The organism is Pseudomaricurvus sp. ABR4_320 (assembly GCF_056159445.1).
The window spans coordinates 231,781-255,312 of the sequence record NZ_JBSWVF010000003.1; the positions used below are offsets into that span (position 1 = coordinate 231,781).

17 protein-coding genes are annotated in these 23,532 nt (G+C 51.7%); 9 read left to right on the forward strand and 8 right to left on the reverse strand.

Going from position 1 to position 23,532, the window contains the following annotated elements:
* Complete coding sequence (locus ACXAFR_RS07270; RefSeq protein WP_475174584.1) at positions 1–873, reverse strand: MlaA family lipoprotein; 873 nt, start codon at positions 871–873, stop codon at positions 1–3.
* A 395-nt stretch (positions 874–1,268) separates the two neighbouring features.
* Between ACXAFR_RS07270 and ACXAFR_RS07275 the strand changes: the two genes are divergently transcribed.
* The 5 genes from ACXAFR_RS07275 (at position 1,269) to hspQ (ending at position 6,030) form a co-directional block, all read left to right on the forward strand.
* Positions 1,269–2,495 carry an Nramp family divalent metal transporter gene (locus tag ACXAFR_RS07275; protein ID WP_475174587.1) on the forward strand — a complete coding sequence of 409 codons (1,227 nt, stop codon included), beginning with the start codon at positions 1,269–1,271 and terminating at the stop codon, positions 2,493–2,495.
* 160 nt (positions 2,496–2,655) lie between these two features.
* Positions 2,656–3,018 carry a hypothetical protein gene (locus tag ACXAFR_RS07280; RefSeq protein WP_475174589.1) on the forward strand — a complete coding sequence of 121 codons (363 nt, stop codon included), beginning with the start codon at positions 2,656–2,658 and terminating at the stop codon, positions 3,016–3,018.
* Between the two features lie 134 nt (positions 3,019–3,152).
* Positions 3,153–3,728 carry a CBS domain-containing protein gene (locus tag ACXAFR_RS07285; protein WP_475174591.1) on the forward strand — a complete coding sequence of 192 codons (576 nt, stop codon included), beginning with the start codon at positions 3,153–3,155 and terminating at the stop codon, positions 3,726–3,728.
* 319 nt (positions 3,729–4,047) lie between these two features.
* Complete coding sequence (locus tag ACXAFR_RS07290) at positions 4,048–5,577, forward strand: hypothetical protein (RefSeq protein WP_475174594.1); 1,530 nt, start codon at positions 4,048–4,050, stop codon at positions 5,575–5,577.
* Positions 5,578–5,703: 126 nt separating this feature from the next.
* Complete coding sequence (gene hspQ / locus ACXAFR_RS07295) at positions 5,704–6,030, forward strand: heat shock protein HspQ (protein ID WP_475174598.1); 327 nt, start codon at positions 5,704–5,706, stop codon at positions 6,028–6,030.
* A gap of 40 nt (positions 6,031–6,070) precedes the next feature.
* On the opposite strand, the gene ACXAFR_RS07300 is transcribed toward hspQ, so the two are convergent.
* Entirely contained in the window at positions 6,071–6,985 is a 915-nt protein-coding gene (locus ACXAFR_RS07300; protein WP_475174603.1) for a hypothetical protein, read from the reverse strand.
* Positions 6,986–7,230: 245 nt separating this feature from the next.
* Between ACXAFR_RS07300 and ACXAFR_RS07305 the strand changes: the two genes are divergently transcribed.
* The 3 genes from ACXAFR_RS07305 to xdhB are packed head-to-tail and all read left to right on the forward strand — an operon-like array spanning position 7,231 to position 12,637.
* A complete protein-coding gene (locus ACXAFR_RS07305; protein ID WP_475174611.1) occupies positions 7,231–8,796 on the forward strand; it encodes a permease family protein in 1,566 nt (521 codons plus the stop codon).
* A gap of 32 nt (positions 8,797–8,828) precedes the next feature.
* Positions 8,829–10,322, forward strand: coding sequence for a xanthine dehydrogenase small subunit (gene xdhA, locus ACXAFR_RS07310; RefSeq protein WP_475174618.1), 1,494 nt, complete (start codon positions 8,829–8,831; stop codon positions 10,320–10,322).
* Complete coding sequence (gene xdhB, locus ACXAFR_RS07315; RefSeq protein ID WP_475174622.1) at positions 10,319–12,637, forward strand: xanthine dehydrogenase molybdopterin binding subunit; 2,319 nt, start codon at positions 10,319–10,321, stop codon at positions 12,635–12,637. The genes xdhA and xdhB overlap by 4 nt, the downstream gene beginning before the upstream one ends.
* Here xdhB and ACXAFR_RS07320 read toward each other — a convergent pair.
* From ACXAFR_RS07320 to ACXAFR_RS07335, 4 genes are all read right to left on the reverse strand, one after another.
* Positions 12,620–15,757, reverse strand: coding sequence for an efflux RND transporter permease subunit (locus ACXAFR_RS07320; RefSeq protein ID WP_475174624.1), 3,138 nt, complete (start codon positions 15,755–15,757; stop codon positions 12,620–12,622). The genes xdhB and ACXAFR_RS07320 overlap by 18 nt on opposite strands.
* Before the next feature lie 2 nt (positions 15,758–15,759).
* A complete protein-coding gene (locus tag ACXAFR_RS07325; RefSeq protein WP_475174628.1) occupies positions 15,760–16,914 on the reverse strand; it encodes an efflux RND transporter periplasmic adaptor subunit in 1,155 nt (384 codons plus the stop codon).
* Positions 16,915–16,998: 84 nt separating this feature from the next.
* Positions 16,999–17,847: a tetratricopeptide repeat protein gene (locus ACXAFR_RS07330; protein WP_475174630.1), complete on the reverse strand. Its 849-nt coding sequence runs from the start codon at positions 17,845–17,847 to the stop codon at positions 16,999–17,001.
* A gap of 96 nt (positions 17,848–17,943) precedes the next feature.
* Positions 17,944–18,411: a GNAT family N-acetyltransferase gene (locus tag ACXAFR_RS07335; protein ID WP_475174633.1), complete on the reverse strand. Its 468-nt coding sequence runs from the start codon at positions 18,409–18,411 to the stop codon at positions 17,944–17,946.
* Between the two features lie 146 nt (positions 18,412–18,557).
* On the opposite strand from ACXAFR_RS07335, the gene ACXAFR_RS07340 reads away from it, so the two are divergent.
* Positions 18,558–19,505, forward strand: a complete 948-nt coding sequence (locus ACXAFR_RS07340) for a pectinesterase family protein (RefSeq protein WP_475174636.1) — start codon at positions 18,558–18,560, stop codon at positions 19,503–19,505.
* A 126-nt stretch (positions 19,506–19,631) separates the two neighbouring features.
* Here ACXAFR_RS07340 and ACXAFR_RS07345 read toward each other — a convergent pair whose 3' ends face one another.
* Together ACXAFR_RS07345 and ACXAFR_RS07350 are read right to left on the reverse strand one after the other, a co-directional pair.
* Positions 19,632–20,837, reverse strand: coding sequence for a pyridoxal-phosphate-dependent aminotransferase family protein (locus tag ACXAFR_RS07345; protein ID WP_475174638.1), 1,206 nt, complete (start codon positions 20,835–20,837; stop codon positions 19,632–19,634).
* A 60-nt stretch (positions 20,838–20,897) separates the two neighbouring features.
* On the reverse strand, positions 20,898–23,429 hold the full coding sequence (locus tag ACXAFR_RS07350; RefSeq protein ID WP_475174643.1) for a glycoside hydrolase family 95 protein: 2,532 nt from the start codon (positions 23,427–23,429) through the stop codon (positions 20,898–20,900).
* Between the last annotated feature and the right edge of the window lie 103 nt (positions 23,430–23,532).

The window sequence follows — 23,532 nt, forward strand, 5'->3', positions numbered from 1 at the left end:
CTAGGGCGCCTTGCTCTTGTCTTGATCTTTATCGGTTTCAGGCGGCTGCTCATCTTCTTGAACACGGCGACTTCGATCACTGGTATTTGCGATGGTTTTGTACTGCTCATCCCTTAACTGGCCCTGCAAATACATGTTGCGGAAGAAGATGTAAGGATCTTTCGTTTTCTTATGCAAAGTGTCGTAGCGCTCTGCCTGAGGTGCGAATTCCTGCTCAGCGTCAGCGCTGACTACCAGGGTCGTCGCAGGCTGTTCGGTGATATAACGCACCGGATTTAATGCGAAATCGCCAACCAAGCCTCCAGTACTGCGCAAATCTGCAGGCCCTAAAAACGGCAACACAAGAAAGGGGCCACGACCGACGCCCCAGCGTTCTAGTGTGTCATTGAAACCGGTGGTGTCCGCCTCGAGACCAAACCAAGCGTCCGCGGGATCAAAAATGCCGAGTAGCCCAATCGTGGTATTGGCGAGAAACCGCAGCGTTGTAACACCGGCGCGCTTTCCTTCGGCTTGCAACAGGTGGTTAACGATGGATTTTGGTGATTTCAAATTCGCAAAAAAATGATCCACACCCGTACGAAATCCCTGAGGCGTGTAATTGTAGGCTTTGGCGACAGGGATCATGACATAGCGATAGCTGACATCGTTAAACGTAAACATCGCCCGATTAAATCCCATAAGAGGGTCGTGAAATTCGGTTTCGGGATAGGCAACAACCGTCGCTTCATCCGCAGGCAAGACATTTACCGACTCTGGCAATGTCTCCGCATCAGAAGGTGCTTTGTCTGGAGCGCCCTTTTGGGGGCTGGTGGCACAACCACCGCATACCAGCAAAATACTGACAAGCAGCCCCCAGGCCAACGCGAATCGCAAACCTGCTCCAGCAACATCATCGCTTGTAACATTTACATTTTGACGGCGTTTTTTTCCAGATATCGAAACGCTATTGCGACTTAAAACGGATAAACGATTCACTGCTCGACGCAGGAACGCGACACACCAAGTATCACGGCGATACGTAAAAACCAAGGGAATTGCCTCTCTGACCAACCACGAGAAATCGTCGATACACCACCGCAAACTGCGGAACTGGCGATCAATTATTCATTCTTTGTAGCGGGGGTTATCAAATCTCGGGCCAGCCTTGTAGAACGCTTGCTCAACGACGGCTTTCCAGAAGGAATTTTATGAAATGTCCTTAACAATGCAGTCGAATTCGGTTTAACTGAGGCAAACGTTTCAAAACAATACCAATAAGGAAATGCCCCATGCCCAAATTCATTCAGCGTTTGAGTATGCTCGGACCAGGACTGGTTGTCGCAGCGACGGGTCTCGGAGCCGGCGACCTGGTTGCAGCAACAGTAGCCGGAGCAAAATTTGGCACGACCATTTTATGGGCCGTGTTGATTGGCGCCTCATTGAAGTGGGTATTGAACGAAGGTTTGGTACGCTGGCAACTTGCTACAGGCACCACTCTAATTGCCGGTTGGAGCGCGCACCTCCCACGTTGGATTAATTGGTATTTTCTTGCGTTTTTATGCTTGTGGGCAGTACTGGTCGGAGCGGCGCTAATGGCTGCTTGCGGACTCGCAGCTCACGCCTTGCTGCCCCAGCTCTCCGTCAATGTTTGGGCAGCCATCCACTCTGCCGTTGCGTTACTGCTGGTACTGCGGGGACGCTATCAATTGTTTGAAAACGCCATGAAGTGCCTCATCGGCCTGATGTTTCTGACCGTTGTCAGCGCCATGTTACTAACGGATTTATCCAATATTCCGCTGCTCAAGCCTCTCGTTATCCCTCAAGTTCCGGAGGGAGGATTGGCCCTCGTTCTAGGAGTCATCGGCGGTATCGGCGGCAGTGTCACCGTTCTCTGTTATGGCTACTGGATGCGTGAACGGGGCTGGCAAGACCAATCTTTACTGAGCACCGCCCGCTGGGACTTGACGCTAGCCTACGCCCTGACGGGACTGTTTGGCATGGCCATAATGGTGCTTGCCGCAAGAGCCCAGCCCCAGATGACAGAGGGTACGGCGATCATTCTTGCTCTTGCCGATCAATTGGGTACAGACCTTGGATCCGGCTTTCGGTGGTTGTTTCTGGCTGGGTTCTGGGGTGCTGTTTTCAGTTCAATGCTTGGGGTTTGGCAGGGTGTCCCCTATCTGTTTGCCGACTTCGCGAACGTCCATTTTCGACATGGACAAGAAGACCCCGCCGTGACATCGCCGGTCGATACCAACTCTCCGATGTATCGTGGCTTTCTGTTTTTTATCGCCATTCCACCGCTGCTGCTACTCTTCCTAGGCAAGCCCGTATGGCTGGTGATTCTCTACTCAGTTGCCGGCGCCTTTTTTATGCCATTTCTGGCGGCGACACTGCTGTATTTGAACAATCGATTTTTGCCAAACGACCTGCGCAATAGCATTACATTTAATGTGCTTATTATGGTCTCTATTTTGCTTTTTGTATTCTTAGGTGTACGCGATCTTATGGGATGACGAGACAAACTACAGCGACTCGCCTTTTCCCTTCGATCAATTTTTTTGATGGGAACGATTAACAAATTTTTTCATCTAAAGCATTTACAAGGTGTGCTCAGTTGTTCGATTATTAGCTGACACACCATCATAGTTTTTTGAAGTAACGGTTTTATCAGTCATGAACGCTCTCTCCATCAACCAACTTGTCAAAGGACGCTGCACCGCCAGCAGTCTTTGGTTGGTGCGTTTGAGCTTTCCTGTCTTCTTCTCGCTGGCGGCATTATTCGTTGCACTGAGCAGCTCATTCGCATCAGCCACCGGAGAGATCGGCCCTCTTCATCTAAGCTTTCCTGAATTTGTCGATCAAGCACAGACAGATCCTGCTACCGTTGAAGACAATCAAACGGATGCATGTCTCGTTGCTCCCGAGCTTCAAGTCGGCGAAATTGAAAGCACAGAGTTTGTTTACACCGATACTACGGGCGTCCCTCGCCAGCTTTCCCGCTCTTACGATTCCAGAGCTCCTCCTTTCCTCGCGTGATCAGCACGACTGCACCTAGCAGTCTTTCGTCTCTTTGACTAAAAACTGTGGTTGATACCACGACTACTGATCTTTGTTCTTCGGCAATAGAGCCACTCTTTTGTCCGCGGAAATGGAATTTTGGAATCGTCATTATGAAAAAGTTAAATCTGTACAGCGCACACCCTAACGATGAACTTCAGCATCCCGAAAACATTCGCCGGGTCATTGAAGAAAGCAGTGCGATGGAAGTCTTCACCGATTTTGCATCTAACAACCCACAAACCATTCGCAGCAGTGCGTCGGCGGTAGATGCTGAACAAGCCATGCTGACCAGCCACGTAAAATTAAAATTTGTTGTCGATACGAACAACCATTTTATCGGCGTCGTCAGCCTTGATGACTTGAACGCTCAGGCGATTATGCAAAAGCAAAGCGCGGGCCACGAACGTGAATTGTTGTCTGTGAAAGACTTTATGCGTCCTCGCAACGCGTTAAAAGCATTTTCATTTGAAGAGCTCAACAAAGCCTCCATTCGCGATGTGATCAACGCGCTGGAAAGCAGTGGTCAACAACACTGTCTGGTGATCGATCATGACACCCATAAAATTCGCGGAATTATTTCTGCCAGTGATATTGTCAGAAAATTAAAGCTACCAATCCGCATCGAGAAACAACCTCATTTTGGTGATATTTTCAAAGCTATTTATCATCACGAACAGGCGGCCTAGTTATCCGCTGAAAATACAAATCGCTCAGGCGGCGTAGATTTAAACGATTGTTATTCCCCCAAATATCAAACGACGTTTAGGTCGCCTAGCAGCGGTATTGACCAAACAATTTAACACTGCTTCATTGCTATTTATCACGGCTTGCGAAGAACACACGCGAGCCGTGAACCTCGACTTCCTACCTTGAATCCAGATCTATGGATTCTTCCCTGGCCGGTTCCCTCCCCCGGGTCCGGCCCTTTTCAATCCAATGTTCCTCAAACCTTCGTGACAGCTCTCTATCTAGCGTATAGGCTTACTTGAAAACGGAGAGGCGACCATGGCTTTTAAAAACCCCATTTTGGTCGGTGTTGGAGAGGTCAGCGAACGCATTGATGATTCGGACTATAAAGCTCGTTCTCCGGTCGAACTTGCCACTTGCGCCGCTCGCAGCGCCTTATACGATGCCGGTATAGCCGACACCCAGTTCGATCACGTCGATACCTTGGCGGCGATTCGTACCTTTGATGACCTATCGCCCTGGTTGCGCGGTGCCTTCGGACACTCATCGGCTTTCCCCCTTTCCATCGCCAACGCACTGGGCATTAATCCCAAACACCCGATCCTCGCGGTTGGTGGCGGGCAGAGTCCGCAACAGCTGGTCAACGACAGTTTTGAGCGAGTAAGTCGTGGTGATTCAGGCCTCTGTCTGCTGGTTGGCGCCGAGGCCATATCCACCCTGCGCTGGCTGCAACAACAAGGCGAATCCCGAGATTGGTCGGATCACCCTGACGGAACATTCGAAGACCGTGGCGCAGAATTTGGCGGCGTCATAACTCGCGAACTATGGCGTCATTATGTTCTCGCAACGCCACCCGCCTATGGTCTTTGCGAAAACGCGCGCCGGGCTAGGTTGGGCTTGTCCCCGGAAGATTACCGACAGAGTATGGCGAAACTGTTCGCGCCGTTTTCTCAGATCGCATCGAAAAATGCCCACGCGATGTCCCATAAAACCTGGACCCTAAGCCAGCTGGCAAAAATCGACAGCGACAATCGCCTAATCGCGGATCCCTACCCCCGACGTTTAATTGCCAGAGATCAAGTGAATCAAGGGGCGGCCGTGGTTATCACATCAGAAGATTACGCTCGCAAGCTGGGTATCCCACAGGAAAAATGGGTCTATTTGCATGGTTACAGTGATCTGTGCGAGCGCAATATTTTAGAACGACAGGACCTTGGCACTTCGCCGGCAGCCATTTTAGCGACGCAGCTCGCGCTGAAATCCGCACAGATCACGATTAAAAATCTTGGTTTTTTTGATCTTTACAGCTGCTATCCCATCGCCGTTTTTAATCTTACGGACGCGTTTGATTTGCCGTCAGACGGGTCTCGACCGCTCTCCATTACCGGAGGTTTGCCGTTTTTTGGCGGCGCAGGCAACAACTATTCAATGCACGCCATTGCCCAGATGGCCAGAATACTGAGAAAAGAAACGGATCAATTTGGCTACGTTGGCGCAAATGGCGGCGTCCTATCGAAATACTCAGCGGGCATATACTCGTGTCGCCCGACAAAGTTTCGTCTTACGGACAGTTCTGACGCTCAGAACGACATCGACCGTAGACCGGCTCCGCCCGGTTTATCATCGCCCAATACAGAGGGAAGGATAGAAACATACACGATACTGTTTTCAAAGCGTCGCCCCCCAATTATTACTATTATTGGCAGGGACGGCTCACAACGAAGATTCGTAGCTGCGCAACCGCTGACAACATCCGACTGCAACGAAAAATGGCTCCACTTTGATCTATTGGGGAAAAACATTCGTGTGAAAACAACTCCCCGAGGAAACCGATTCACGTTTGTTTAAGGCAAACAATTCTTAATATTCAAAATGGGTAAGGTGTATTGAAGTTGCGTTTGAGGGCCCAATATTAAATTCTGACGTATAAGACCTAAATTTCAATTGGATGCACAACCATTAAGGTAATCAGGAATGTTGAAACTCGATATCAAAGAATCTCGTTACGGAATCGGCGACATAATTGTGCATCGACTCTTCGGCTATCGCGGCGTAATCGTCGATATTGATCCCATTTATATGGGAAGCGAAGACTGGTATCAAGGGCATGCCAAAACCCAGCCCCCGAAAGATCAGCCCTGGTATCACATATTGGTGGACGGTCAGGTTCACAACACCTATGCCGCAGAGAGAAATCTGTTCCCCGACATTAGCCAGGAGCCTGTCGAGCATCCACTGGTGCCACATATATTTTCAGAACTGAAAGACGGCCACTATATCAATCAAGCGCAATTTAATTGAGCTTGATTGAGGTAGTAATTTAAAAATCCTGCTCTGAACCTCACCAGTTTTGAAAGTTCTGTGCGTTTATATCCATCATATTGAACAGAAAGTCATAGTTGGTTATAGAGGTACCAATTAGCCTCATTGTTTCGGCGGCCATTTGTCCGGTGTTCTGTTGTTGTATGTAGTAATGGCCTCCGAAAAAGCCCGTTTCAATGACTGCAATCACCGAACTGTAGACAGACACGTCATCGAGATCACTATTAAAATGTAAGCCACCGACCCAATCGGCAATTTCCCCGTGCCCCACGATTAGTGTTACACCCGACGGATCCGGCACTAGCTTACTAAACGTGGCTTGCGTGGCCAGGTATCTTTCTTCGTCATTCAACTGCTCCCAGGCCGCTTCGACGGCCGGAACCCAAGCACTAAGCCGCGTTAAATACAATTGCGGAATCGAATCTTCAATTGGGTCGTAACTATCCCACATAGCCAAAACTCTTTCTCTGGTATCCAGCTCCGGCTTTTCTTTCCAGTAAGGTTTACCGAGCTCATCAAGCCGTTTTGCAGCGTCAATATCCGCCTCTGACAATCCGAGTCCCAACTCGGGCATCTTTCTAATAAATGGATCACTCTTGCCCCAGAGGTCGGCGAGTGAGCGGCAAGATTTATTCGCATTTTCACTCACATGAACAATCAACTGCCGAGTAAAGTCTGCGAGCAACTCGCGCGTATCTGGTCTCGGCTCAGCCACCACAAAAGCCGCGGCCTCTTCGACGGTCGCTTTATAGCGCCCGATGGCACTCTCCGGATCTTTTGTGGCACAGTCACTGAATGACTTCCAGGCGCGCTTTACGCTGCGCTCAGAAGCCGGGATTATTGACGCAAGATCCTGACTTGCAGTATCTGCCTGAGCTAGCGTCGAATACATTAAGCCACCGAGTAACAGGCGACCGATAACGGGAAAATTCATTGGGCCACTCTCCTTGCGAAAATATCCTTAGCCGGACAGATAAGGATAATATCATTGCAACATGATCAATCTAACGCCAGGAGGATTAACTTTTATGACAACCTCCGTCTTGGATTGATATTTGCTCTAACCGGAAAAATACTTGACCAAATGGTTAAGTCTTGAGTTTTGGCTAATTTGGCGGTGCTTTCGAGTGCACGCCAGCTTCCGCTGCACCAGAAGATGACAGGAGTTACCCGCCCACCATGCAATACCCGCTTTTTTCTCGGAATGATCTCAGCGCTTTTTGGGCCCTGTTCGCCGATAACCTGGCCAACCTGCTGATCATTTCAGCAATATGTCGTTTCGTCATTGGCATGCCCGACGAAGTGGTTTTCGGGCGGATCTTACCCGGCGCAGCAATCGCCATTCTTCTCGGTGTCGCCGTCTACGTGCGCATGGCCCAAAAGCTCGCACAGAAAGAAGGCCGCAGCGATGTCACCGCGCTTCCCTACGGCATCAGTACACCGGTTATGTTCGTGTATTTGTTTGGGGTGATAGGGCCAATTTATTGGACTACCAACGATGCCATATTGGCCTGGCAAGTGGGCATTGCCGCCGGAGTGATTGGCGGCTTGATTGAAGCCTGCGGAGCAATCATCGGCCCCTGGCTAAAGCGGGTGATGCCCCGCGCCGGAATGCTGGGCACGCTGGCGGGCATCGCCTTGGTGTTTATTGCAACCGTGGCTCTCGCACGAATATATGAGCACCCTGTTGTTGGCTTTACGGCACTCGCCTTTGTCCTCTGGGGCATGGTGGGACGCTATCGCCTGCCTTTTAACTTTCCCGCCGGACTGATGGCACTGATTGCCGGCACCCTGCTGGCACTGGCAATGGGCGATGCCAAATTTTCGGTCGAAGGTTTTGGCTTCTACCCACCACTACCCTGGTTTGGAGATCTCTGGACGGGTATTCAATACATTATCGAGCACCCGGAAATTCTAGCGGTTTTAATTCCAGTACAGATCTACAACTTCATTGAAACCATGAACAATGTTGAGTCTGCTGAAACCGTTGGTGACCGCTATCCCGTCGGTATCTGCCAGGTCACCGACGGCTGCGGAACCATGATCGGTGCCCTCTTTGGCTCGCCGTTCCCTACCACGGTTTACATCGGCCACCCGGCCTACAAGCGCATGAAAGCAGGAACCGGTTATGCACTGGGTGTGGGCCTGGTGTTTTTTATCGGCGCACTGTTTGGTCTGGTCGCCTTTCTCGGAGACTTGATTCCCGAGGCTGCCGTTGCGCCGTTTCTCGTGTTCGTCGGCATATCGATCATCGCTACGGCGTTTCGCTCTGTGGCGCCTCGCCACCACATTGCCGTGGCCGTGGCGTTTCTGCCCCATGTCTCCGCAATCATTGTCACCAAATGGGGCTCGGTTCTAGGGGCCCTCAACGATATGGGACTGGACAAGGTCCCCGGCCTGCTGGACGAAGCCTTTGTCGGCGCAATGCAAACCCAGGGCGCTCATGTTATCGGGCAATCAGCACTGTCTAACGGGGCGATTATCAGCGGGATGTTGTGGGGAGCGTTTGCGGTTTTTCTGGTGGACAAAAAAATCGTCAATGCAGCCATGATCACTGCTGCCGCCACCTTGCTGACCGGATTTGGCATCATTCACGACAGCAGTCTGCACTGGTTTAGCTTCCACAATGAAATTGTCTGGGGCTACCTGATTTTAACCATATTGTTGCTACTGGCGACTCGCTATCCTTTGATCCAGGAAGATGATCTTGATCCGGTTTGGGAAAACGACGACCGAAATCCGTAACCAGTAGCTCAACACCAAAGGATCATAAAATCATGCCGGAATCGACACAGCTGTTGCGTTTTTATCTCAATGACCAACGGATCGAGCTGAAAGACTTTGTACCCACCCAATCACTGTTGGCATGGTTACGCGAAGATCAACACCTGACGGGCACCAAAGAAGGCTGCGCCGAGGGCGACTGCGGTGCCTGCACCGTCGTTATTGGTGAGCGTAACGACAACCAACTGCAATTACGCAGTGTGAATGCTTGCATACAATTTCTACCAACGCTGCACGGAAAGCTGCTGTATACCGTTGAATATCTAAAACAGCAGACTGGCGAGCTTCACCCTGTACAACAAGCGATGGTTGATTGTCATGGTTCCCAATGCGGTTTCTGTACACCGGGTTTTATCATGTCGCTTTGGAACTACTACGAAGACAAACAGGCAACGAGTGAAGCACCCAATCGCCAGGAGTTGGTAACCCACTTGTCTGGCAACCTCTGTCGTTGCACCGGCTATCGCCCTATTCTCGATGCCGGTGTCCAAATGTTCGAACCGGCCCCACAGACACTAGATCGCACGGCAGCACTCTCCAGACTCGACGACCTCAGCCAGTCAGATCCCCTTGCCAGCTCGACAGCAAAGGGAAGTTACTATGCACCGACGCAGCTCAACCAGCTGCTTGAACTACGCCGAGACCATCCCGACAGCACCTTGCTTGCCGGTGGCACAGACGTGGGTCTGTGGGTAAACAAGCAACTGCGTGACCTGCCAACCATCATTTACACAGGTAAGGTCGAGGCACTTAAAAGAATTGAGCGACAGCAAACGAGTATCACCATTGGCGCTGCGGTTTCCCTAACCGACGCCTATCAAGCGCTCGCAGAAATCTACCCGCAAATTCAAGAGCTGTGGGAACGTTTTGCGTCACTACCGATTCGCAACGCCGGGACCTTGGGTGGCAATCTCGCCAATGGCTCTCCGATTGGTGATTCCGCGCCCTGGCTTATTGCCGTGGGCGCACAGGTTACCCTTGCCAGCACTCAGGTACAGCGAGTGCTCCCTCTGGAGGATTTGTACACCGGGTATATGGAACAGGTAAGAAGCGACAGTGAAATTCTGCTCGACATTCAGATTCCCACACCAGCCTCCCAACAAGTCTTCAGAACATGGAAGGTGTGTAAACGGTTTGACTCGGATATCTCCGCCGTTTGCGGCGCTTTCGCACTCACTCTTGACGGCGATAGGATTAGCGGCGCACGCATTGCCTTTGGCGGTATGGCTGCCACCAGTCGTCGAGCCTACGATTGCGAGGCGGCACTGTCGGGACAACCCTGGACAGAAACAACGCTCATGAAGGCTATGCAGGCTTTGGACGGGGATTACTCACCCATGTCCGACATGCGAGCGAGTTCCGACTACCGGCGCAAAGTCGCTCGCAACCTGCTGCGTCGCTTTTGGCTCGAAACTCGACCCGACAGCCCACTGCCAACATCAAGTACCCGCGCCTATAACCAGTTCGCGGAGGGAGCCACACCATGAGTCAACCGACATCCGCTGCTCATAAGCCGCTCGCCCACGAATCTGCCCATCTGCATGTCGCAGGCGAAGCGACCTATATCGATGATATCCCCGAGCTGCAAGGTACTCTGCACGCTGCGCTGGGCCTATCTGAAGAGGCGCACGCAACGATTAAACACATGGATCTATCCGCCGTTAGAGCGACACCTGGCGTAGTGGCCGTTCTGACGGCCGACGACATACCCGGCACCAACGACTGTGGTCCGATCATCCATGACGACCCTGTCTTGGCAAATGGCGAAGTTCTTTATCTCGGCCAGCCGCTATTCGCGGTGATCGCCGAAACCCGTGACATTGCTCGACACGCCGCTCGCAAGGCACAGATCGACTATGCACTATTGCCCGCAATACTCTCGCCCAGAGCGGCTCGCGCGGCTGAATCCTATGTGCTGCCGCCGTTAAAACTCAGCCGCGGATCTCCCAGGGAAAAACTCAGCAAGGCTTACCAGAGAATTCAGGGCAGTCTCGATGTTAAAGGCCAGGAGCAGTTCTATCTGGAAGGACAGATCGCCTATGTGCTGCCGAAAGAAGACAATGGCTTCTTTGTATACAGCTCCACTCAGCATCCCACAGAGATGCAACAGGTGGTCTGCCATCTGCTGAACCTGCAAGCCCATCAAGTGACCGTGGAAATGCGTCGCATGGGAGGTGGCTTCGGCGGTAAAGAATCACAGTCAGCACTCTTTTGCGCGGTTGCTGCACTGGCAGCGTGGAAACTCAAGCGCCCCGTCAAACTTCGCCCCGATCGCGACGACGACATGATGATCACTGGCAAGCGTCATTGCTTCTCGTACGATTACGATATTGCTTTCGATCAACACGGCCGCATTGAAGCAGCCAATATTGAGATGATGACCAGAGCGGGCTTTTCGGCGGATCTCTCTGGCCCAGTTGCAACCCGTGCGGTCTGCCATGTCGACAATGCCTACTATCTTAGCGATGTCGAAATCAGCGCTTACAGCGGCAAGACCAACACCCAAAGTAACACGGCGTTTCGCGGCTTCGGTGGACCTCAAGGCGCCCTGGTCATGGAATATGCCCTTGATGACATTGCCCGCCAGCTGGGCGCTGATCCGCTCGATATTCGCCAGAGAAATTTCTACGGTACGGGCGACCGCAACACTACCCCCTATGGCCAAACCGTCGAAGACAATGTCATTCACGAGCTGGTTGAGCAACTGGTCGCAGAAAGCAACTATCGTCAGCGTCGTCAATCAATTCAGACATTCAACGCTCAGAGCCCTATTCTGAAAAAGGGCATCTACCTCACACCCTGTAAATTTGGAATATCGTTTAACGTCAAACACTTTAATCAGGCGGGCGCCTTGGTCCATATTTACACCGATGGATCCGTTTTGGTTAACCATGGCGGTACGGAAATGGGCCAGGGGTTAAATACCAAAGTCGCACAAGTGGTCGCCCATGAATTGGGTATCTCATTTGATCGGGTGAGATCCACCGCGGCCGACACCAGTAAAGTCGCCAATACTTCGGCAACCGCTGCATCCACCGGATCTGACTTAAACGGCAAGGCAGCCGCAGACGCAGCCATTCAAATTCGACAGCGTCTTGCCAAATTAGCAGGCAAACTTTTAAATGGCTCGCCGGATGACGTTGTCTTCCAGAATGACCAGGTTTACCTCGACGATCAGAGCCTGCCGTTTACAGAGCTGGTTATGAAAGCCTATCAGGAAAGAATTCAACTCTGGTCGGACGGCTTCTATAAAACGCCAGATCTCAGTTGGGATAACGCGACCCTAACAGGCAGCCCCTTTTATTACTTCGCTTACGGCGCCGCCGTTGCAGAAGTGCAAATCGACACCTTAACGGGCGAATGGCAATTGCTACAGGCCGATCTACTTCACGAGGCTGGCAAAAGCATCAATCCGGCCATCGACATCGGTCAGATTGAGGGCGCGTTTATCCAGGGTATGGGCTGGCTGACCACAGAAGAACTCTGCTGGAATGAACAGGGCAAGTTAACCACCCACGCGCCTTCCACCTATAAAATTCCCGGAACCAGTGACTGCCCGGAAAAGTTCATCACCCGCCTGTACGACAACCCAAATGTGAAAGATACCGTCTTGCGCTCGAAAGCCGTTGGGGAGCCCCCCCTGCTACTTCCCTTCTCAGTATTTTTTGCGATTCGGGATGCGATCGCGGCTGCCGGAGATGGCCGTAGCCCGCAATTGCGGGCACCAGCAACACCCGAAGCGATACTTGACGCCCTTGAATCAGTGACAGGTGATATACGCGATTCAAACTCGCCGTTTTAAAGACTCTCTCGTCGACTGAATGATTGAGAAAAATGCTGGAATCAGAGGCGTTCCGATCAGGAGCGCTGCCAGCATCCCCCAGAGCACGGTATGGCCTAATGACATCTGACTGAACATGCCCGCGCCAGATGCCAACACCAGAGGAAGAATGCCAAGCACAAACGAAAGCGCCGTCATGCACACAGCACGGAATCGCAAGCGCCCGGCTTCTGCGGCAGCATCGTTAATATCCAAGCCACCAACCTCACGCCGCTCTCGAGCAAACTCAACAATAAGAATGGCATTTTTTGCCGCCAAGCCAATCAACAATACCAAGCCCACTTGAGCAAACAGATCCAGCGCCCCCAACTGGGGAATTCCTAATTTTCCAATCATTAACAAACCAAATATCGCCCCCGTTATAGCAAAGGGGACCACCATAATAATCGCCAGAGGAATCGACCAGCTTTCGTATTGCGCAACCAAAAACAGGTAGATAAAGATCAGCGCCAGAGCAAACGCAATGACGGCCTGATTGCCAGCCTGCTGTTCTTGATAGCTCATTCCCGTCCATTCAATTTGAAAGCCATCGGGCAAAACCTCGGCGGCAATGCGCTCCATTTCAGCCATGGCATCACCGCTGGCAACCCCTTGCGCGGCACTGGCTCGCAGAATGGCAGCCCGGAATAAGTTATAGCGACTCGCCACATCCGCACCGAGAATCGGCTCAACACGAACCAGAGTATCTAAAGGCACCATCTGATTGGTTGCGGAACGTACGTATAGCTGACTGATATCGCCCAACGCCTGCCGGAATTGCGGCTGACTTTGCATCATCACCCGATAGGTTTGTCCGTACAATGAAAAGTCATTGACGTACGACGAACCCAATTGCGCCTGCAAGGTTGCATAGATATTGGTTAGCGAAACACCCAGTGTTTTGGCTTTGGTTTTATCGATATCCACCAAATACTGAGGCACATTGGCTCGAAAGGTGGAATAGGCATCGACAATCAGGGGGGATTCGTTGGCAGCGGCACTCAGTGTCTGCAATGCTCCCGCTAACTCCTCGTGGCTGCGCCCCTGAGTATCTTCCAGCGCCATTTCCAAGCCGCCCACCAGACCCATCCCAGGAATAGAGGGCGGCGGAAAGGATTGCACCAGCGCTTCGGGAATTGCCAAAAAAGCAGTGCGATTCAATCGTTGTGACACGGCCAGAGAGAGGTCTTTCATATCGGGCCTGTCCTGCCAGTGCTTGAGAACGATAAAGCCAGCACCACTGTTACTTTGTGCCGCCCCGGCTAAAATCGAATACCCCGACAGGAAGGTGGCTGACTCGATAGCAGGATCCTTTTCAACCAAAGTCTGCAATTTACTCATCACAGCCTGAGTGCGAGTGATCGACGCCGCATCAGGCAACTGTACGTTGATCAGTAACACGCCTTTATCTTCGACCGGCACAAATCCCCCAGGCAGCCAGCGGGTGCCGAAGTACAATGCCACCAAAATGAATGCAAAGAAGATGAGCACCAGCCCACGCCGGGGCAACAGAAACCCCACCAATTGACTGTAACGATGAGTGACCCCTGTGAAGCCCCGATTAAAGATCTGAAACCAACGTGCGTCTTTTTCCGTACGACGCAACACCAAACCAGCCACCGCGGGGCTAAGGGATAGAGCACAGATTGATGAAATAACCACGGCCACACAAATCGTGACAGCGAACTGGTTATACATCACACCCGTAATGCCAGGCAACAGAGCAACAGGGACAAACACCGCCAACAGGACGAGCGTCGTTGCGACAATCGGTCCACTGACTTCTTCCATAGTCAGACGAACCGCCTGACGACTGTCGATGTTCGGATCCTCGCGCAAATGCCGATCCGTATTTTCAACCACCAGAATAGCATCATCGACGACGATTCCAATCGCCAATAGAAGACCAAATAATGTCACCGTGTTTATGGTCATGTCGGCCAGCAACATAACCGCGAAAGTGCCGATAAGAGATACAGGAATGGCCACGGTCGGCACCAGTGTTGGACGCCAGTCGCCGAGAAAAATAAAGGTAATCAGAATGACCAAACCCACGGCTTGAATCAGGGAGATGACCACCTGCTTGATCGCTACTGTCACATAGCGAGTGGTGTCATAGCCTATTTCGTATTCCATACCCATGGGGAAATCTTGAGAGAGGCGCTGCAATTCGGCTTTAACGCCAGTGGCCGTTTCCAGCGCATTGGCACCAGGCAATTGATAGACCGCCATCACCGTGGCGGGCTTGTCTCGATAGTTGCCGCTGATTTTATAATCCAGCTGCCCCAGCTCTATCCGCGCAACATCACCAAGGTGCACGATGGCTCCAGAATCTGTCGCTCGTAAAATCACGTTTTCAAATTCCGCCGCCGACTTTAACCGACCCTTTACCTGCAACGTATATTCGGTGCTCAGATTCCCAGAATAAGGCGGCGCACCAATCTTTCCGGCGGGGACTTGTACATTCTGCTCTTGTAGTGCCGCTGTAATATCGTCGGTGGTGATTCCCAACGCATTCATTTCCGGCGGATTCAACCACAAGCGCATGGAATAGTCGGCGGTACTGAATAGCGCCGCATCAGAAACACCGGGCTGTCGCTTGATCCGCGTAATTACATTGATGAGCGCGTAGTTCGCAATAAACAATTCATCCAGGCTTTCATCGGGAGAATAAAAACTCACCGTAAAAAGAATGTCCGGAGAGATTTTATCGATGGTTAATCCCTGTGCTCGAACCTCAGCCGGAAGAGAGGGTTCTGCGAGTTTTACGCGATTTTGCACTCGTACCAACGACATATCCGGATCGTCACCGATGCCAAAGGTAATTGTCAGTGAATAGCTGCCATCATTGGCAGAATTTGAAGACATGTAAGCCATGCCTTCAACACCGTTGACAGCATCTTCAATCACCTGCCCGACGGATTCTTCCATCACCGTGGCAGAAGCGCCCGGCCAGCGAGCACTGATTTTTACCTGCGGAGGGGCGACCTCCGGATATTCCGAAACGGGCAGAAGATTGAGAGATATACCACCGGCAAGCAAGATGACCAGAGCGATCACCATGGCAAATTTAGGGCGATTGATAAAATGCGCGCTTATCATAATCAGCCCTCCTGGCCGGTCGTCTCCACCCCCTGGTCACCATCCTCTGCCGGAGGGCTATCGTCCTCTACTGTGGTATAGGGCAAGGTTTTCACCTGTTGACCTGGCCGCGCCTTTTGAATCCCGCGAATAATAACCTGAGCGCCAGCGTCCAATCCTGAGACAACTTGTACCTCTTCGCCAAAGCGCTCACCCGTCGTGAGATTCTTGCGCGTCACCATACTGTCATTGGTGACCACAAGCACATAAGTGCCCCGCTGATCGACCTGAATGGCCGCTTGCGGCAACATCAAGCCCGTCAAGTCATACGCCAATTGCAGCTTAGCCTGCACATACATACCTGGCCGCAAAATATCTCTCGGATTGGCAATAGAGGCTCGCACCTCAACGGTCCCACTGCTAGCGTCTACGCGATTTGATATGTAAGAAATTTTGCCACCTTCGGGATAGCGATTACCGTCTGGCAACTGTAGATGAACGTCAATATCGTCGTCGGAGAAATCCGGGTTGTTTCGCAAGGCTATAATGGTCGCTTCGGGCACCTGAAACACGGCTTCCATGTCGTTTAGTCCCACCAAGGTGGTCAGCGGCCCAGAATCCGGACCGACGATGTCTCCAACCGCAGGCGCCGAACGGCCTACTCTTCCAGCGCTAGGCGCCACAATACTGGCGTAATCCAGATCGACTCTGGCCCGCTCCAGTTGTGCTTTGGCAGCTTCTACCTCGGCGTCAGCAGCAAGAGCACTGGATTCCAGGTCATCATATTCTTTCTGAGAGATAAATCCCTGTTTGATCAGCTCACCGGCGCGAGCAAAGTTCTTTTGTGCATTGGTTTGGCTGGCCTTGGCCTGGGACAATCCCGCTTGAGCTTGATTTAACGCAGCTTTGAAAGGCGCCGGATCGATATCAAACAGAGGCTCCCCCGACTCAACAAGGTCACCTTCCCGAAAGTGTACAGCGATTAAGCGCCCACTCACCTGCGCGACAATATCGACATCGGTTCTCGAAGCAATACGGGCATTAAAGCTTCGCTGAGGCCGATAACTGCCTTCTTCAGCGGTAATCACAAAGACTTCGGGCGGCTGGCTTTCAGGCGCAGGTTTATCGGAACAGGCACTCAGCGCCAGCACGAATAAAATCGGAAAAATTCTCAGCACCCCAAACTCCTTGGATAATTATGACGTCCTTCTCACGCTCTATATTAACCAAGCGAAAACGAAGAACAAATGACGGAATCAACTTTATTGATGTGTCGCAAGATCCCGTATTGCGGGCGGGTAACCCTGACCTGCGGCGGATTCCAGCCACTGCCGAGGTTCTGTCGCTGATGTCAGCCTAGTGTCATCATTGCTGAATAAAATGCCGAGGGCGTGTTGAGCGACGGCGTCACCCTGTTGAGCCGCCTCAAGAAAAGTTATCTGCGCCAGTTTTGTATCTACGTTGACACCCAGCCCCGTCTGATAGAGCCAGGCTAATTGAGATGCGGCAACAGAGTCCGTCGTCGACGCGCTTTGAAGTTTAGCCAGAGCTTGTTGAAGATCTCCCCGTTTTAACAATTGCCACACCGCTGTCAGTGCCGGGCTGGCATCCTCTGCTGAAAACTGTGAAAGCTCGTCTGCGGCATCCCTATCACCATCCATGGCGGCAGCGGTTAACCAGAGAGCGGCTTCACGAGCGGAGACTAACTCGGGCTGTCGATCATGCATCAAACCGATTTGATAGGCTGCCGCACGACTGCCCAAGCGAGCGGCGTTCAGATAGTGATGGGTCGCCTTCGCAGGATCAGCTTCGACGCCCAGCCCCTGCTCGTAAAGAATTCCTAAATTGAACGCAGCTTCACTGTGCCCCTGGCCGTTGATGGCTTCCCACATAGTGCGCGCAGCAGAATAATTTCCCATCTTGAATTCAGCATACGCACTGTAGAGTTGGATTTTGGGCTTGGCCTGATAAAAGCTTTCATCCAAGACCTCACCTTCTGATTGAGGGGCAACCTCACTCTGTGGATTGCCAGCTGCCATCGCGGGGGAATTCATCAATGCCACCACAACGAAAAAGAGACTCACTGTATTCGACGTTATTTTTATTATCATAAACTCACCTGACCAATCACCACCAACGAGGTCGATTAGACGCGTTTGACTGAGATTATATTCCCCTTGACTCAGAGTGAACGCTTAAATAATCCGTTACGACGCTTTCGAAGGTGCAGTAAACAACATATTAATATGCTCTATTCCATCTTCCAAAAAAGGTTCGCTAATGGTTTTAAAGCCAAGCTCACTGTAAAAGCGCTCCAGGTACGCCTGCGCCATTATTTTAATATCCTGACCGGGAAACTCTCGAAGACTGTAGCGAATGGCTTCCGTCATCAGCGCCTTACCAACACCCAGCCCTCTAACTTCCGCTCGATTCAGCACTCTTCCAATGGAGGGCTCGGGATACTTGGTTTCAGGCAGGACGAGTCTTGCATAGGCCACCAGCAGCCCACTGTCATTTTTGCCTAAAAGGTGTATTGACTCTTTATCGAATTCATCGGGATCGACATAAATACAATTTTGCTCAACCGAAAAAACCTGTTGGCGCAACGCCAGAAGCTCATGCATTTCAGCCCCTGTCAGGGCGTTGAACGATTTCCAAAACCAAATAATCTTCATTGTTTTCACGACACACTTACAATCAATCAACGTACTTTCAAGCGCAAGGCGATATAAGTTCGCATTACGCTGGCGCAGCGGCTATCATAGCCACAAAAAACGATTATGCGTAGTCAAGCCCAATGAATTAACAGAGATAATCGGCTATGAAACTACTCACACTGACGGGGCTGATGTTGGCTTCGTTTCTCGCCTTCGGTCAGAACTACCCCACCCACTTTGTCGTCGCCCAAGACGGCAGCGGTGACTTTAAAACCATTCAAGAAGCCATCTACGCAAGCAAGACCTTTCCCTATGAAACCATTCGTATTGATGTACGCAACGGCACTTATCATGAAAAAGTCGATGTCTACGACTGGAATCCGAATATTTCGCTGATTGGCGAAAGCCGCGACGGCACCGTTATTACCTACGGAGATCACTTCGACAGCGTAGATCTCGGCAGAAACAGCACGTTTCACACTTATACCATGCGTGTACGTGGCAATGATTTTCGGGCAGAAAACCTGACCATCATCAACTCCGCCGGCCCCGTCGGTCAAGCGGTTGCGCTACACGTGGAAGCGGATCGTGCCTATTTTAAAAATGTGTCGCTGAAAGGCCATCAAGACACACTTTATGTCGCAGGCGAAGGTCACCGCTCTTGGTTTAAAGACTGTTACATCGAAGGCACCATTGATTTTATCTTTGGTGGTGGTACAGCCTTTTTCGATCATTGCGAGATACACTCGCTCGGAAACGCCTACGTGACGGCAGCATCAACGCCTGAAACCGAGGCCTTTGGGTTTGTCTTTCAACACTGCAAACTTACCGCAGCCAAAGATATCACACAGGTTTATCTGGGGCGCCCCTGGCGAAAATACGCGCGCACGGTATTTATGAACAGTGAACTGGGCGCTCATATAAAACCCGAGGGATGGGATAACTGGCGAGATCCCGCCAATGAAGCCAGCGTATTTTACGGCGAGTACCACAACACTGGTGCAGGTGCAAAAAATAGCAAGCGCGTCTCCTGGTCCCACCAACTGGATGCCGACGAAGCCAGCAAGTACACCCCGGAAAAGATACTTCGAGGCTGGCACCCAGACAAATGATGTAAGGACATCGCGAAAAATACACGTTATGAATTCTGGCAACGTCAGGGTTGCGCTCGCTTAGCCCTCCCTTGCCAGAATCCCGAATCCACTGTTTTAAGAATTGCTCTTAACAGTAATTGGTCGCTACAGGGTCGATTTTTTGCTTTTTTGCAGCTGATTTTCCAGTTCCGCCATCGCTTCAGGAACGCTAACGGAAACACCGAGATCTCGAAACGTCGATCCCAGCGCATGCAAGCCACGAAACAGATTGTAAGCTCGGCACTGTTCGCCCATCTGCCCAATACGAACGATGGGCGGACCAAAGGATCCGGCGATTTCCACTCGATAATGACTGGAGATATGCCCACAGACTTCGGCCGCACTCAAGCCATTGGGTAAACGAATGCCGACAACCGAATTCAAACGTGCAGATCCCTGCACGTGTAATTGCAGACCAAGAGATTCGATTGCTTTCTGCAATGCCTGAGAACAGCTGCGATGGCGATCAAAACGGCGTTCCAGAGTTTCATCACACACCAGCCGCATGGCCTCATGCAATGCCAACAAACCAGAGACCGGCGCCGTGTAATGGTAGGAGGCTTTATGCCAGAAATTCGTTGCCAGCTTCGCATCCAACGTCCAGTGGGCAACCGGCTGCTGCCGCGATTGGATCTGTGCCCAAGCTTTTTCTGAAAAGGCCACCAGCGAGACACCGGGTATACAGCTCAATCCCTTTTGCCCCCCGGTAATCACCGCATCTACCTGCCATTCATCCATATTCAGAGGCATGGTGCTGAGGGTGCAAACCGCATCCACAATCACCAGACAGTCATTCTCGGCGGCGATACGAGCGATTTCCGGCAATTGATCATTGTAGGTGGTATTTGAGGTTTCACCTTGGACCATGGTCAGCACACGCGGGCGCAAGCGTTGGATGGCCTCCAACAACTCTTCCGGCTGAGCACTGCGTCCATCCGGAATGGTAAGGATCTCGACATCACCACCGACACGGCGCGACATCTCCGCCAATCGAGAAGAGAAAAACCCATTGCAAATAGACAGCACTCTGTCACCGGGAGAAACGAGGTTCACCACCGCCATTTCCATCGCGGCAGACCCAGGTCCCGCGACACCCAACAGCCAGGGTGACTCGGTCTGAAAAATGTAGCGCCCCATACGTTTAACCTGATCAACCACTCGCGCCATGGTCTCGCCCAGATGATTTATGACGATGCCATTGGCCGCCGACACAGAGTCGGGGATAGGGACAGGCCCCGCCCCCATCATCAAAAGCGGTTCATCGGGAAGAATCTGATGGAGAGGTTCAATCTCCGGTAACGGCAAGGTCATAGCAGGTAACTCTGGAGGGAATACTCTGCCTATTGTAGAGCATTTGCACTACCAATGCCTTTACTGCATAACCTCCGCAGCTCTCCATTGATACCGCTCACCCGCCGTTGTCGCAACATCAATTTCGTAGACGCTGGGCGCAACCATGCCAGGAATCTTCTTGTAAGTGTTGATCTGCACGGATTTCACCTGTGGTCGAGCATAGAATGCATTGCTATTTTCACCTTTTGCCGACCGGGTTTTGAAGCCGTGAGCGGCAGGTAGCGGATCGTAACTGCGCAGGCGAAGATTCCCCCCCAACCGCGACATTACCGACAGTTCCACCACTCGCCCCTGCTTCCAGCGCATATCAACCACAAATCCGCCGCGCATCACCAAACCGGTCACCTCACCATCAGGCCACTCTTGCGGCAACGCGGGCAACAGATGAACCGCACCATCGTGGCTCTGGGCCAGCATTTCAGCCACACCGGCCGTAAAGCCGAAGTTACCGTCTATCTGAAAGGGCGGATGAGCATCAAACATATTGGGGTAGGTTCCACCGCTGTGTTCATCCATCGGTTGATCTGAGTAGGCAGGAGAAATTTGCTCTCGCATCAAACGTAGCGCTCTATCGCCATCCAATAGCCGCGCCCAGAGATTGATCTTCCAGTTCATCGACCAACCGGTCGATGGATCACCCCGCTGCTCCATCGTAACCCGAGCCGCCTTAAACAATTCCGGTGTCGTCCAGGGAGAAATCTGATTACTGGGGTGCAAGGCGTAAAGATGAGACAGGTGGCGATGATGATCCTGAGGGTCATCCCAGTCCTGTAACCACTCCTGAATTTGATAATAGCGACCAATTTGAGGTGGCGGTAATTGATCGATCACCCCCTGCCACTCGCTTCGACGGTCTTCGTCTTCCCCCAAGATTTGCGAAAAGACGAGCGTGTGGGAAAACAGATCAAACAACAGCTGGCCATCCATCGCCACCCCCGGAGAAACCATTTTACCTCTGGCTTTAGGCGCATTTTCCGGAGAGATCGACGGGGAGGCAATTAACCACCCGGTATCTTTCTGAGGGATCAAATAATCCACATAGAAGTCACAGGCCGATTTTAAAATCGGATAGAACTCTTCGACAATGTGCCGATCCCCGGAGAAGAGATATTTTTCCCACGCATGCTGCAACAACCAAGCGGCGCCCATGGGCCAGGGCGCCCAATCGCGATCAACACCGCCTGTCATCCGCCAGATATCGGTGTTGTGATGCACCACAAAACCATCCATGCCATACATCTTCTCTGCCGTCTCTTTTCCTGTAACAGACAGCTCTTTTATCATGGACATCAGAGGCTCGTTCAACTCACTGAGATTCGTGACGTCACTCGGCCAATAGTTCATTTCCGCATTGATATTGAGCGTGTATTTGCTGTCCCAGGCAGGTACCGATTTATCGTTCCAAATACCTTGTAAATTCGCCGGCTGCGTACCTGGTTGAGAAGAGGCAATCAACAAATAGCGGCCAAACTGAAAATAGAGTGGAACGAAGGCATTGTCATAGTTATCGGCAAAACCCGCGATACGCTCACGGGTTGTCATCGCGGCATAGTCCTTTGGCGCGCCCTCTGCCGCAGGCAAGCTAAAAGACACCCGACGAAACTGCTCTTGATGGCGCTTGCTGTTCACATCGCGCAACCTGGCAAAGGCTTCCGATGCGCCATCGAATTGCGCGCGCGCGTCTTTCATAAAAGCATCGACTCGCGCTTGGGCATCGCCAGAAATATCTTGATAGGTCACAAAGTTGGTCGCGGCGGCAATCAGAATCGTCGCTCGACTGGCACCTTCGACGCTCAAAGACTGGCCTTCTTCGCTCACCCGGCCATCGTCAATAAGAATATCGACACGATCGGCCAATCGCACCCGGCCTTCTATGCCCTCATGGCTGCGGCCAGTGCCCGTCAAACGCAAGCTTGCTGCTTTACCATCTACGCGGGTCTGCATCCCATCAGGGTGCGTTAGCGCCGCTGTAAAATTTAACGCGCCAGGCTCACTCGCGGTGATCTGTAACGCAATCACCTGATCGTCAAACGAACTGAATACCTGCCTTTGATAAATGACGTCACCGACACGATAACGAGTGCTTGCCACCGCCGTATCGAGATTAAGATCCCGGTAATAGTCCTGCGCCTTCTCGTGACCGGGGAAGCGCAAGGTCAATTCACCAGCGCTCTGATAGGGCATGCCATTACCCTTCTGACTGGCGAAATCCGTCTTTGCTAATTCCGCCGCCTCGGATGCATCACCGTTATCCAAAAGACGACGCATTTCCGGCAGAGCCTGTTGGGCTTTCGGATTAAAATTGTTATAGGGGCTTCCCGCCCAAAAAGTATCTTCGTTAATCTGAATGACTTCTTCGTCAGTGCCACCAAATACCATCGCACCCAGCCGTCCATTTCCGATCGGCAAGGCCTCTTCCCAAGACGCCGCAGGTTTCTTATACCAAAGCGTCAAAGGCGATTTCTCTGAATTGTTTGAAGACTCTGGAGAAGCGCAAACCGCGCCGACACACAACAACAGCAACCAAGGTAAAACTCTTAAACCATCCATACAACGTAAAACATCCCTCTCATAAGAAACAAAAAGCCTCTCTAAAAACCTAGGAACCTCTGATTAATACTGGCAACGTCAGAGCTGTACTCGCTCAGTTCTT